The 11,559-nt window shown below is 49.6% G+C and carries 15 protein-coding genes and 1 pseudogene; 1 reads left to right on the forward strand and 15 read right to left on the reverse strand.

The features are described from left to right. Positions 1-1,870 precede the first annotated feature (1,870 nt). The 15 genes and pseudogenes from IE099_RS20155 to IE099_RS20225 form a co-directional block, all read right to left on the reverse strand. Entirely contained in the window at positions 1,871-2,284 is a 414-nt protein-coding gene (locus IE099_RS20155) for a hypothetical protein (protein WP_189574496.1), read from the reverse strand. A 137-nt stretch (positions 2,285-2,421) separates the two neighbouring features. Then, positions 2,422-2,877: a hypothetical protein gene (locus IE099_RS20160; protein ID WP_189574498.1), complete on the reverse strand. Its 456-nt coding sequence runs from the start codon at positions 2,875-2,877 to the stop codon at positions 2,422-2,424. 133 nt (positions 2,878-3,010) lie between these two features. After that, the gene (locus tag IE099_RS20165; RefSeq protein ID WP_189574501.1) at positions 3,011-3,400 is read right to left on the reverse strand and encodes a cytidine deaminase family protein; all 390 of its coding nucleotides are present in this window, start codon (positions 3,398-3,400) and stop codon (positions 3,011-3,013) included. A gap of 78 nt (positions 3,401-3,478) precedes the next feature. After that, positions 3,479-3,955: a hypothetical protein gene (locus IE099_RS20170; protein ID WP_189574503.1), complete on the reverse strand. Its 477-nt coding sequence runs from the start codon at positions 3,953-3,955 to the stop codon at positions 3,479-3,481. A gap of 154 nt (positions 3,956-4,109) precedes the next feature. Continuing rightward, on the reverse strand, positions 4,110-4,328 hold the full coding sequence (locus IE099_RS20900; RefSeq protein WP_229809617.1) for a hypothetical protein: 219 nt from the start codon (positions 4,326-4,328) through the stop codon (positions 4,110-4,112). Between the two features lie 192 nt (positions 4,329-4,520). Further along, positions 4,521-5,294, reverse strand: a complete 774-nt coding sequence (locus tag IE099_RS20180; protein ID WP_189574509.1) for a PEP-CTERM sorting domain-containing protein — start codon at positions 5,292-5,294, stop codon at positions 4,521-4,523. A gap of 133 nt (positions 5,295-5,427) precedes the next feature. Then, a complete protein-coding gene (locus IE099_RS20185) occupies positions 5,428-6,036 on the reverse strand; it encodes a dihydrofolate reductase family protein (RefSeq protein ID WP_189574511.1) in 609 nt (202 codons plus the stop codon). 170 nt (positions 6,037-6,206) lie between these two features. After that, entirely contained in the window at positions 6,207-6,614 is a 408-nt protein-coding gene (locus IE099_RS20190) for a hypothetical protein (RefSeq protein WP_189574514.1), read from the reverse strand. Positions 6,615-6,782: 168 nt separating this feature from the next. Continuing rightward, positions 6,783-7,304 carry a hypothetical protein gene (locus IE099_RS20195; protein WP_189574517.1) on the reverse strand — a complete coding sequence of 174 codons (522 nt, stop codon included), beginning with the start codon at positions 7,302-7,304 and terminating at the stop codon, positions 6,783-6,785. A 171-nt stretch (positions 7,305-7,475) separates the two neighbouring features. Further along, positions 7,476-7,766: pseudogene (locus tag IE099_RS20200) on the reverse strand (DUF5713 family protein). Between the two features lie 106 nt (positions 7,767-7,872). Continuing rightward, positions 7,873-8,427, reverse strand: coding sequence for a hypothetical protein (locus IE099_RS20205; protein WP_189574520.1), 555 nt, complete (start codon positions 8,425-8,427; stop codon positions 7,873-7,875). A gap of 145 nt (positions 8,428-8,572) precedes the next feature. Then, positions 8,573-9,205, reverse strand: a complete 633-nt coding sequence (locus tag IE099_RS20210; RefSeq protein WP_189574523.1) for a tetratricopeptide repeat protein — start codon at positions 9,203-9,205, stop codon at positions 8,573-8,575. Between the two features lie 141 nt (positions 9,206-9,346). Further along, positions 9,347-9,655 (reverse strand): type II toxin-antitoxin system RelE/ParE family toxin, encoded by a 309-nt coding sequence (locus tag IE099_RS21105; protein ID WP_189574526.1) that lies wholly within the window; start codon positions 9,653-9,655, stop codon positions 9,347-9,349. Further along, the gene (locus IE099_RS20220) at positions 9,643-9,900 is read right to left on the reverse strand and encodes a type II toxin-antitoxin system prevent-host-death family antitoxin (RefSeq protein WP_189574528.1); all 258 of its coding nucleotides are present in this window, start codon (positions 9,898-9,900) and stop codon (positions 9,643-9,645) included. The genes IE099_RS21105 and IE099_RS20220 overlap by 13 nt, the downstream gene beginning before the upstream one ends. 176 nt (positions 9,901-10,076) lie before the next feature. Beyond that, positions 10,077-10,589, reverse strand: a complete 513-nt coding sequence (locus IE099_RS20225) for a hypothetical protein (protein WP_189574531.1) — start codon at positions 10,587-10,589, stop codon at positions 10,077-10,079. A 99-nt stretch (positions 10,590-10,688) separates the two neighbouring features. On the opposite strand from IE099_RS20225, the gene IE099_RS20230 reads away from it, so the two are divergent. Continuing rightward, positions 10,689-11,096 (forward strand): hypothetical protein, encoded by a 408-nt coding sequence (locus IE099_RS20230; protein WP_189574534.1) that lies wholly within the window; start codon positions 10,689-10,691, stop codon positions 11,094-11,096. Positions 11,097-11,559 lie beyond the last annotated feature (463 nt).

The following is an 11,559-nucleotide window of genomic DNA, read 5'->3' on the forward strand; positions in this document are numbered from 1 at the left end:
CCGAATCGACACTCGCTACGATCGTAGAGCGGATAACTACCTTTCCTTCATATTCCTCGCATCTTCAATGGATTGGCTCAAATAACCAATTTGTCCACACGGCCTAGCACACATAATCTATCCCGAGAAGCCAAAACGCGTCCAAGTGCCCAAAATCTGCATCGAAGAAGAAAAACTCACAAGTAACCCACCGTGAGGGTCAGATTTGTGTGCTGCGAATTGTTTTACTCAGAGAGAAGCCTATAAGAGGCATACGAATTCGGAATCTCCCTTCGATTTCAGGAGAAGAGTTGACTCATCTAGCTCATTCCTCCAATCACCCCTAAGCCTAAGAACTATTCCTTCACTCGTTTCTATGTTGAGCTGAATCATCTTCTCGCTGGCTAAATGACGAGCTTGAATGCGTGCTATACTCCGACCCTGCAGCTGCGTTCTCGTCGTTAGGTCAACAACTTCTCTCTCATTCAAATATTCCTCGAATTCTTCAGTGAACGTATCCTTACTACAACGCTCGAAGTAGCAAATAAATCCGTCCTCAACAAAAAATCGATATCCCTTCGAATCACTCTTAATCAAGAGCCAGCAAAAACAGACTCTTCCCTCTACCGTAAAACAATACAAAGAATCAATCACCTCTCCATTGAGAGCGGAGACTTCACCTGAGCTATCGGCATACAAGAATTCTTGACCATCATCGGTATACGGCATTTTTGTAAAACGTTCCAGCCCACCCAATCCGACCGACTCAGCGCACTTTTACTACTTCTACCTCGTTCCCTCCTCCAGTCAATCTCCGACTCGCCAGCGTGGTCGGATTTGTGGTGCTTTGCAATGTTCTCCTATCGAAATCTAATTAGCCGCACGAAAAATCTGTCTTGAACTTACCTCTGCGATTTACGAGAAAAAGTATGGTTCCCATGTCGCCTAAAACCACAGAGTTATCTTTGCTATAGATACTGTTTTCTGATCCGCTCAACACCATCGGTTCCGCTTGGTTCGTCCAAGGCCAAGGAACTTCGGAGCTAGCCTGAATCGCGGTAATTTCGAAAAAATACGACCACGACCGTCCGTAACAAGCTTGGAGACCACTTTCAGTTATAGTTTGATCGGCCCCATATTTTGTGCCTTTCCAACTTCTCGGGACATATTTTCTGCGGCTCTCGAATTGATTGTCAACTTCGACGGGGGTTACTTGGGAGTCTGGTCCTGGGTCCCAAGTCCTATATAATGAACCAAAAAATGGCTCGATGTTGATATCCCGATATCCCATCTCGGCACTGAAATTAGGCATGCTAATCGCTTCAGCTGGGTCCACCCAGAACGTTTTTATTGTTCTCGGCTCCCAAGGAAATTCTTCTCTACCCCAAATCGAAAGTAGACCCTTTGGTGAAAAAGGAAGTAAATCCACGCTATCCAGAAGATTGAACTGTCCAAAAAACTTGAGCCCCTTTGGTGCCGATAGGTTTTTTGTCCAAGCAGGTATTCCTCCGACCCTCGTCGTCGCAATATGAGGACCCTGCCCTCGGCCCCATAAAACTAGATCTGTTGCGTTTTTGTTTATCCCAGATAGCTCGCACTTTTCCCTGAGTTTAACTCCGCTCCAAGCGTCGAATGGGGAAGTAACATTTCCGTAATGATTATAATCACGCTCATCGATGTTTCTATAATGTTTATCGTAGGAGCGAAGGTCGACTCTCTGATGAAAGATGCTCGAGGGTGACTGCATTGTTCTTCTGAAGACTATCTACCAGACGCAATCTGACCCGAGAAGACAAAACGGCCCCAAACGGTCAAACATCACCACGGAAGAAGCAAAACCCACGAGTCACCCGCCGCACGGGTCAGGTTAAAGTGCTGCGCATTGTTAGAACTATCTGCGATTCAGGCGAAAACGTCCTATACGAGGATAAAGTTCACCATCTTCTCCAACAAAGTAGCTCATGAATTCAGGCTTCACCTTAAGCTTTCTTAAACACCAGTCTCGTCCGTCTCTACCAGTCGAGAACATCTGGTCGCCAACAAACCAACAAGGAAAAAAATACGATGCTTCGGGCCACTCAACCCAGTAGCCGGAGCTTGACTCTCGATAATTGAAACGTCCCTCAAATTTTGGCCACTTACGTCTTCCTCCGGCGCCCTTGAATGGACATTCCCAAACGTGTAGTCCATCATTTGCAAAATGGTAGAAATCACCAAACGGAGCTGAAACATTCTTGGCAACATAAGTGAACTCCCAAGTTCCAATAAGCCACCCGGTTTCCATTCTATCGACGGGAATATGCATATTTTTAGGCGAATGTTCCAGCGCACCCAATCGGACCGGATCATCGCGCTATCATTGCTTCTACCACGCTCCCTCCTCCAGTCAATCCTCCTGCTCGCCAGGGCTGTCGGAATGATGGTTCTACGCATTGTTCGGCATCAAAGAGTTCCGCTTGTTGTCCAGCCTTCTTCTGTAGCTAGTGAACCATCTCTCAGCGCGAGCTCTACCACTTGAAGCGCTGTCGCAGCATCCTCACACCACTTAACCCTCTCGCTTCCATCGCGAAAAACGAATCTAAGATTCCTCGATTCTCCATCTTCATGGTTTTCAATGAACCAGAAAACATCATTTGAACCACGACCATAAGTCGCCACTTGATTCTGACGGGTGCTCATCAAACGTGGCTCACCTGAAACAGAGTGCCAGTTGATGTAATATCGAGTACCATCATCCATCTGCGCGTAAGTCAAAGAAAGTGAACCATCCTTGTATTTTCCTATAAGAACCGGTCCTGAAGTATTTCCTCTTCCCTTTGTGAACAATACTGCGATGAAAAAAACGAGAATAACAAAAAGAACGAATCTCGCTGAAATTATGGATGTGTTATTTTTCATCTTTTCAGCCGAATGTTCCAGCGCACCCAATCGAATCGGATCATCGCGCTATCATTGCTTCTACCACGCTCCCCCCTGTAGTCAATCCTCCTGCTCGCCACGGCGGTCCTGAATAGGTGGCAGACTTTGTCTTCTATTGGGTGAGGTAATGGTGAGGCAAAAGCTCTGCAAGCGTAACGACAAGGTCTTCCTTCAGAATCACTCTCGCTGATTTGTTTCTTGAATCAATTTGCGCCAATAATTCTCTGCATCGCCCACATGGCTCGTAGATGTCCTCATCTGTGACCGCGACAATCGTATCAACTTGTGTTTCTCCATGCTTAATCATCTCAGCCACGGGCGCATGTTCAGCACAGAACCCAATGCCGCAGCTGAGGTCAACGCATACACCGGTATAAATTCCTCCAGATGAGGAGCGTATCGCAGAAGCGACTGTAGCCGCCGAACGATCATCTTCACTCAAGATCATATTGGTGACCAGAGGCCGGGCGGCCGAAACTAACTCCCTGTCTGCATCATTCATACTTCTAAAAAACGCTCCAGCGCACCCAATCCGACCGACTCAGCGCGGTCTGACTTGTGGTGCTTCGTTTTGCTCGTGTTATTCAGAGGTGGAGCTGACCCGTAGGGAGTAGCATTCCTCGGTTGGCTTATTCTTGTCCGCCAAATAGACGATGCTGAAGACGCCATCCTCAAAACCTACTTTTCCGAACACTGCATCATCCGACTTGAAGGTGAGATAACTATGCTTTCCTCCAGCACTGGTGGAGATCCAGTAGTGCAGCTTGTCAAAGCCGCTCGGTTTTCCCTCAGTCGTGAGTCCGCGCTCATAGTAAATGGTCAAGGTTGCGGATTGGGAACTCTTCTCCAAGGTGTGAGTTGTTTCATTCTCAAAGCCCTTTGCATTAAGGGAAATGACCCCTTTGTTGCTGAATTCGATTTCGTATTTTGCCGTCTTCAAGTCCACCACAGAAGCCAAGTCTTCAATCAGAACTGGGACCGACTTGAACTCATCCGCACCGGCAGAGGCGAGAAAGAGCGAAAAAGGAATGGCGGCGGAAAAGAGCTTCTTTTTCATCGGCTTAATTTTGTAGGAGAACATGCCAGCCTTGCCAAACCGTTTGTCCGACGTGCCTTCACGACTTCTATATCCTCCAAATAGGCTGTCAATCGTCAACCCAACGGCACGAACGGATTCAGTAGCGCCTCATGTTGGGCTGAAACTTGGGCATCTATTCCTCATCCCAGTAGTCTGTTTGCCGTTCCTCTCCGGTGTCGAAAAACCTATCTAAATATTCTTCCGGTTCCAGGTCACTTTCCCTTAGGAGAGAAAATATCTCACAGCCTTGAGGAATCGGCCCAGAATCTTTGGGCAGCCAGTAGGCCTGAAGAAAATCGAGCGCTTCAAAGCCTTGCTTTTTGGAATATTCCTTCGCCTCGGATTGAGCCATCTCTATTGCCTCGTTTAGAGAATCTGCCTTCCAAGCAGTGATTCGCTCCTCGTATAGGAATTTCCGTCTCTGACCATCACGGTGAGACCAGCTGATTACGGTTCTGACAGAATAGGATGGCATGCATTTACAGCAAAAGGTCGAAAGTGGCTCACGCGCGATAGCGCGTTGAGTCCACGGGGTTGTTCGACTCTATCGGCGACGGCGGTAAGCTAAACCAATTGTGCCAAGTCCAAGAAGAAACGCTGAGGAAGGTTCTGGTATAACCGTGAATGAATTTGTGTTGAAACCTCCTACGGGCAAATTCGTCAGGGTGCTATTGGTCGACCAGTTTGAGGCATCGTTGATCAGAGAGAGATAGTCTGGAAATTCAACAAGACCCGAACGGGGACCTGAATACTCGATGCTGACTGCGCCATCGGTATCTAGTGCTGTCAGGCCGAGAGAGAGCTCTGTTCCCGTAAGCGAGGTTAGTCCAGATGAGCTATCTGCATCGCCGATGCCAGCTAGAAACGTTGTGGGGTTCCTGACCGAACCAAGGTAGGCGAACATCCCATCGATCGATGCGAGATTGAATCCGGTGTCCGGCTCAGTAATCGTGCCAAAATTTGACGAGGGGTTGGTGGAATCGTTGCTGCTGGCGCTACTCAGGGTAATGATAGTGCCAGCGGAAATGATGCTGCCTTCGGTATTTTGCCATTGGATGACGCCTTCCGATGTGCTCCCTCCAAACCCGGTTGAGCTATCCCACTCTTCGTCATCGAAGAAAATGGACTGATTCACTCCAATATCCGCAAGAGCGATAAAGGAAAAGTTCTCGCCTCCGGGATTTCCGCTGTCAGATGTCCAAGAAGTAAATGCGATATCGCCAACCGCTGATAGAGCCGCGCACGATTCATCTGCAAGTGAGCCGAATGTGATTAGAGCAGCAGCAAGGGCTTGAGCCGATATGATTGAGTTATTCATGTTGTGTTTTCGTTGTTGTTGTTAGTTTGAATTCCTACTTGAAAATTTTTGTCGAACGTCAAAGGCCAGCAGTTTCAGTCGAGGGCGTGCGTGGAGAAGGGGAGAGGGGAGAAAATCATGAGTAAAGATCCGATTAGCAGGGGACTGGCGGTTGCGGTGTTCCGCCTTGTTCGGCTTCTTTGTTTTCATGCTTCTTGTGCACTTCATAGCGAAGTTCGGCCATGCTCTCTCCCATCTGGGTGACGGACTTCAATTTCAAGTTAGAGCTCAGCGCTCTGCGAGGAAAGAGTGGTTTACCCTTGCCCAAGGTTACTGAGCCAATTTGGACGATCAGCTCATCAAGTAGCCCGACGTCATAGAATTGACCAGCGAGATCACCTCCACCTACGAGCCAAATGTTCTTGGTCCCCGCAGCGGCTCGCATCTCGCTATGAAACTGGTCGACACCGCCGTTTGCGAATCGAATGTCGGCACCGTCGATGGTCGGAAGGTCGCGATTGCTGAAGACCCAGGTTGGCTGCGTATAGGGCCAAGGAGAACCTGTCTCTTGAGAAACCTTCGTTGCGTTGCGAATCATCCATTCATAGGTCGCTGACCCCATAGCTAAGGCTCCCACCTCCGCGATGAACTCCGGATAGCTCGACTCGCTCAAGTCCGCCAGAGCGAAAAGCCACTCCAGGGAATCGTTCTCAGTCGCGATAAATCCATCCAGACTTGTCGCTGTGTAGTATTGAGTTTTCACGGGAATTTTTTGCAAAACGTCAAAGAGCAGCCAGCTCCCACAGAGGGCGACAGTCGTAAACAGGATTCCGTGATGAATCAAATAGGTTCTGCAAACTCACCGCGTGATCGGGCTTTGTTTCGGTTGCGCTGTCTTCTTCCTTACGCACTCGCAAGGAATCTCCTGCGCAGTTACTCCTTATCTACACTTGGGAGCACGTCATACCAAGTCGGATACACCCCGAGGTTAATCGCGTTGCTTTCATTTGTGAAAATCCGCACTCGTTCACCGACTTTTGGCACCCCGGAATGTCCACTCGCGCCGGGAGCTGGCCTTCCAGGTCCTTCGTGGGGTTTTCTTTCGAAACACTCCACATAGAAATGATGTCCCTTGGCTGGTCCAGTTCCCTTTTCGAACATCTCAACCTTGATTCGAACCACATACCCGACGTAGTCCTTTCCATCCGACTTGAAAACTTTGGTCACCTCGCCGACCACCACGTGGGAAGCACTCTCTTTAGACTCACGAATACGTTCTCCCTTCGCAATGGTGAGTGAAAAGAGGTTCAGGAATAGGAGGATGAGAATTTTGTCTTTCATGGTCATATGTGTTACGACACTTGAAGGCAGCATTACTTAGATTTTTTCTCATCGCGTTCCCGTGTCGCTGGGCTAGCCGCCTCACCGCTCCCTTATCGCAGCCTCAACGCTGCCGAATGCTCGTAAGATATGTTCCCAACCAGAGCTATCGGACTGAGCTGCAAATCCCTATTCGGCATTGGGTTTGGTTTTGCCTTCGACTGCCACTTTGTAAACAGAAGACCAGATAGACAGCTTCTCATCATCGAATTCCTTCTTGGGGTCTTTGCCAGCAGGACAAAAGACAAGTCCTGCTGAGGAGGTATAGACGTCCATTTTTGCCTGCTTGGCTATCTCGACTACAAATGTTCGTAATGTTATGTTTCGACCGGTATAGACAATCCCGATCTCTTCTGCAGCTTTTGGGTAAACGACACAATCCCTAATGTCTTTGCTACTATCCACGACGAAACGCCCAATTCCGCGTCGTCTGTTTTCTCCCGCGAAGGCGTCGAGCTCAATGGCCTTGCCGACCGCTAGCGAAATTGCCGTCAAGAACGTGAACTCATCCTCTTCTTCAAAGGCAACGTAGGAGAGATGCACGTTATCGAGAAGGCTCTCCATCTCCTTTCCCTTCGACGCCAAATCTTCCCCATTGAGAGAAATACTCCAAATTAGCAAACACGCCAGCGCAGGAAAGAAGGTCTTCATTCTAGCCCGAACGTTAGAACGGATGGGCGAGGGAGTGAAGGATAAAACTATGAGTCTCAAAGTAAACTCCAAGAGTGAAATGCATCGTTTCTCACGGCTTGGTCGTCGTTTCTTGAGAATCACTACCAGTCACGGGGAGCTATCACATTCTTCAATGTCTACCTCGAAGCCCTAGGTTTTCACGATGAATGCATAATCTTCGCCGAGGGCTTTGCGAGCACCTGTCTCGAGTTTGCCTTTGTTCTCTTCGAATACCCCAGCGAGGTCATTGATACGCTCGGTGGCGGCATGAGTGAGTTCGAAAATGTCTGCCTCGGTGGAAGGTGTCTTGCTTTCGATTTGCACACGTAGACCGACCTAGATCTGCTTACACTTGTCCACGAGGAAATCTGGAAAGTAGCCATCCTCATACATGACCTTGAGAAACTTGTAGGCAGTCAGTGCGGTGTTGGTGATGGTCATAGGAGATGGGTTTTCCGCGGATTCGGAAAGCGCCGATTTATCAATACGGCTTATTGCAAATAATCTCAGTGTTAGAGTGAGATCCTGGAAGTGATGGTGAGTTTAATCATTCTGCGAATCGTTCAAGTCCTGCCATCTTTGATTTCTGATAGAGAAGAACATCGCCCTCCAATACCTTCTCTACCGCAAGGGTATCGCATGAGAAAATCGCGTTGTCTCCGGAGACATGAGAAACTCGAAGTAAGCCAGCTTCGTCACCCAGCCGGTCGATATACGCTAACTCGCCCTTCTTCGGTGCATATCCTCCCTGCAATCGAGTCACTAGTAGATTCTGTTCGGCTGTTATGCCACCCGCACGAACAGTAGCTTGTGGTAGCAATATCAGACTTCCCGTCTGCGGTTCGAGCTCGGCAAGTTTCACTTCCATCCGCAACAGTTGCGGCTCAATTCTCTTTCGTCGAAACGAGCTAGATTTCGTCGACTTCTGGAAATCATTTCCCTGGGAGTCTAAATGCCACCTATTGTTTTTTTGAACCTGCTCTCGAGATAAGAACCCGCTTTCGCGGCCTTCTCCAAAGAAGCTTCTAAACGTCAAAAAGAAGGCTACACAGAGGCAAAGAACCCCGAATAATCTAGTGCGGATATCTTTAGGGTGTCTCATGCTTTCTATTTTAGCAGAACGTTTGAGTGATGTCACACGCTGCTGGCAGCGCCACTTCGATCCGTAGTTGCGGATTGCATGTTCACTGTAATCTTCAACTTCGGAGCGGCAGTGTGTTGAACGTCTACGCCTTGTTTGCTCCCGTTCATTTTCTGAAGGTTTTGCGTATCTCAGCCGACTTGGCATCATCTGCCTTTGCACCCGCTTCATCGCCGCTTGCGCGCTTGGCTCGTGCTCTTAGAGTAAGACTATCTCCGGCAGAATTGTTGCCTTCGTCGAACTCGATGGCCTTCGTCAGATCAGCAATCGCTCCATCGTAGTTTCCCATGCTCGTCTTCAAACCTCCACGATCATGATAAATCATTCCTGATTCCGGATACAACGCCAACAGCACATCATAAATCTTTAATGCTTCGGGGTAGCGCTTCTTCATGTCAAACTCTCGGGCACGCCAAATAGATTGTTCTGCAATGAAGAGCTTCATCTTCTCTCCCTTCTCTGCATCAATCTTGATTGCAGCCTCGAAGTCCTCTTGAGCACCAGCCGCATCCCCAAGAAACACTCTGACAGCAGCTCGACCTCCAACTGAGTCGAAGTCGTCCGGGTCATGGCCGATAAGTGCGGTCAAAGCCTTCTCCGCAGTTGGAAAATCTTCCGACTTCATTGCCACCTCGATTGCGGTTCGCAATTCCTCCGGCGTGCGAGCGTCCTGCTCCTCTTCGGAATGGTCTGAGCATCCGATGAGTGCAATCGCGAACAGGATCGAAAGCAGTTTCATTTCTTGAGCGAACGTTCCGGCGCACCCAATCCGACCGACTCAGCGCGCTTTCACCACTTCTATCACCTTCCTTCCTTCCTCCAGTCAATCTCCCACTCACCAGCGCGGTCGGATTTGCGATGCTGCGCATTGTTCTGCACATTACTGTTCGCGTTCTTGAATGTCGATTAGCTTAAGGTTACGTTCGGAACGCATAACGTAAACGATGTAAACAGCGTTCCCCTCGAGACGGTGAAATATCCTAAGTGGTCCAACCACGAGGTGCCTATATCTTGAGTCCGGTAAATCGTGAGGAACTGGACACATGTCGGGGAGCTGTTCCAGCAGTTCCACCTGCGTAAAGACCCGCTGAACTAGTCGCCTCGCAGCTTCGGGATCGTCCAGAGCAATGTAATCCGCAATCTGCTCGAGGTCTTGAAGAGCAGGTTCAGCCCAAATCAGTCGAGCCATCGTCCCATGCGTTGCTTTGCTTCCGAGTTCTTCAGAACGCGCCCTTCTTGAATCGCCTTTTCTCCCTTGGCCACGCCCTCGAGTAAATCGACCCGAGCCTCCATCTTTTGGTAGCTCTCAACGTCTACCAAATATGCGGCAGGAAGGCCGTGTTGGGTAATCATGATTGGCTCCCGAGCCGATGAAATTTCGCTGATTAAGTCAGTGGCTCTTCGCTTCAGGGTTGTGACGACCTCCGTTCTCATAAAGTGACACTAAAGTATCACTCGTGTCTGCGCAATACTATTTTGGCAGAACGTCACAGGACACAGGACCCCTGACCGGGGGCGCTGCTTCGACTGCAGGTTGAGGTTTGAATGGTCATGACGGCTAGAACTGGCGGCGGGTCAGGGGTTCTGTGCTCCGGCTTGTTCGTATTCTCCTAATAGGGAAAGGTGTGACGATGTCGGCGGCGGTGCGGGTCTCGGAACACCTCCCGCCCAGGAGTAATTACAGTCATTGCGTCGGGAAGAAGCTCTGTGATTTCCTCAGGAAACTTCGCACTTGCAGCACTGTCATTGGAGAAATACCCGGGACCGGTCTTGACCGTGTGAATCCAGTCAGTCCCGTTGAAAATCCATAGTAGACCGTCGAGACTATAGATCCACCAGTCTTGAGTGAGATCTGCTCCTAATCCCTCAGAAGTGACCAACAGAGCTTCAGGAAATCTCTCACTCCCAAGCTCAAAGCGGAAAAAGGGCCGTCCGTTATTTTCGGTGATGAGCAAGAAATGGCCGGCCTCTTCAAGTGGATACCTTCCGACGGCATTAGTCGGGCCATTTGGGAACTCGCGCAACGGAAGATCTGGCTTCTCTAGGCGACCCTGAATCGCAAGAAAAACCCCTATCGCCAGAAGCAGAGGTAACGAAACAAGCAGCAGAGTTCTCTTCTTCATTTTCAATGCGAACGTCTCAGATGACATGGGGCTGCTAGCAACGCGCGGAACGCGCTGCTATTGTTGAGACTTCAAAACCAAACAACAAAAACAACCACCATGTCGAAGACTACAGAATCAGAAACTGCCCCAAAAGCCAAAGTCATTTATCTCGGAATCGATGCCCACCTCGACAAATACGTCGTTGTTCGACAAGTCGACGGACTCTCCCCCCAGCCCGCGCAAACCTTCCGCAGCGAAAACTCCCTGCTCCAGTGGGTCGCGAGCTACACCGACCTTTGTCCCAATGAATTCAGTAGCGGAGGCAACCGACTCCTGCGCAACTACCTCGTCGAAGCCGCCTGGCGACTCATCCGCTGGCAACCCGAATACCAACAAGCCAGTGGAGGCAGACGCAAGCGAATCGTCGTCGCCCTGGCACGCATCCTCGCCGTCGACCTCTGGCGACTCGTCACCGAACAAACCACCCTTGAAAATCTCGGGCTACAACCAGCCAATCCCGCGTGAGAAACGCGGCTCACTCCAGCCAAGGCTCAACCTGAGGGCTGCTCGCCCCAGACCCCGGCAAGCTGACACCAGCTTGACCGTGCCCGCCTCCCTTTTTCATCCCAACCACGACACAAACAATAGAAAGAAGCCAATTTTTTAGAAACCTTCACGTTATCATCCTTAACCACAAGTTTGAGTTGTTGGAAGGCGTTCGCAGGTGTGCTTGGTTATCCAGTGCCGCTTTCCAGATTGGGCCCTTCCTTCATCTCTCTGACAGTCATCGCATAAGACACCTTGAGCTTGCGTCATTGCGCGTAACGCCCGGATAGCAGTTTGGACCGCCAGAAAAGGCACGTTCACCAAGTCGGAGGAACATCTCTTTAATCTTTCAAACCTCACCAACTAAAAAACCGAGAAAACACACTCGACAATAAAAGCCTCATAGCAGCACACCCAATCCGACCGACTCAGCGCGCTTTCA

It is taken from the genome of Roseibacillus persicicus, from assembly GCF_014651675.1.
Classification (GTDB): Bacteria; Verrucomicrobiota; Verrucomicrobiia; order Verrucomicrobiales; family Akkermansiaceae; genus Roseibacillus; species Roseibacillus persicicus.

What these genes read in the sequence shown, in the direction of transcription:
- IE099_RS20190 (WP_189574514.1), bottom strand. Translation starts at nt 6,614, where the DNA reads ATGAAAGACAAAATTCTCATCCTCCTATTCCTGAACCTCTTTTCACTC.
- IE099_RS20155 (WP_189574496.1), bottom strand. Translation starts at nt 2,284, where the DNA reads ATGCATATTCCCGTCGATAGAATGGAAACCGGGTGGCTTATTGGAACT.
- IE099_RS20180 (WP_189574509.1), bottom strand. Translation starts at nt 5,294, where the DNA reads ATGAATAACTCAATCATATCGGCTCAAGCCCTTGCTGCTGCTCTAATC.
- IE099_RS20205 (WP_189574520.1), bottom strand. Translation starts at nt 8,427, where the DNA reads ATGAGACACCCTAAAGATATCCGCACTAGATTATTCGGGGTTCTTTGC.
- IE099_RS20170 (WP_189574503.1), bottom strand. Translation starts at nt 3,955, where the DNA reads ATGAAAAAGAAGCTCTTTTCCGCCGCCATTCCTTTTTCGCTCTTTCTC.
- IE099_RS20165 (WP_189574501.1), bottom strand. Translation starts at nt 3,400, where the DNA reads ATGAATGATGCAGACAGGGAGTTAGTTTCGGCCGCCCGGCCTCTGGTC.
- IE099_RS20225 (WP_189574531.1), bottom strand. Translation starts at nt 10,589, where the DNA reads ATGAAGAAGAGAACTCTGCTGCTTGTTTCGTTACCTCTGCTTCTGGCG.
- IE099_RS20160 (WP_189574498.1), bottom strand. Translation starts at nt 2,877, where the DNA reads ATGAAAAATAACACATCCATAATTTCAGCGAGATTCGTTCTTTTTGTT.
- IE099_RS20900 (WP_229809617.1), bottom strand. Translation starts at nt 4,328, where the DNA reads ATGGCTCAATCCGAGGCGAAGGAATATTCCAAAAAGCAAGGCTTTGAA.
- IE099_RS20210 (WP_189574523.1), bottom strand. Translation starts at nt 9,205, where the DNA reads ATGAAACTGCTTTCGATCCTGTTCGCGATTGCACTCATCGGATGCTCA.
- IE099_RS20220 (WP_189574528.1), bottom strand. Translation starts at nt 9,900, where the DNA reads ATGAGAACGGAGGTCGTCACAACCCTGAAGCGAAGAGCCACTGACTTA.
- IE099_RS21105 (WP_189574526.1), bottom strand. Translation starts at nt 9,655, where the DNA reads ATGGCTCGACTGATTTGGGCTGAACCTGCTCTTCAAGACCTCGAGCAG.
- IE099_RS20230 (WP_189574534.1), top strand. Translation starts at nt 10,689, where the DNA reads ATGTCGAAGACTACAGAATCAGAAACTGCCCCAAAAGCCAAAGTCATT.
- IE099_RS20195 (WP_189574517.1), bottom strand. Translation starts at nt 7,304, where the DNA reads ATGAAGACCTTCTTTCCTGCGCTGGCGTGTTTGCTAATTTGGAGTATT.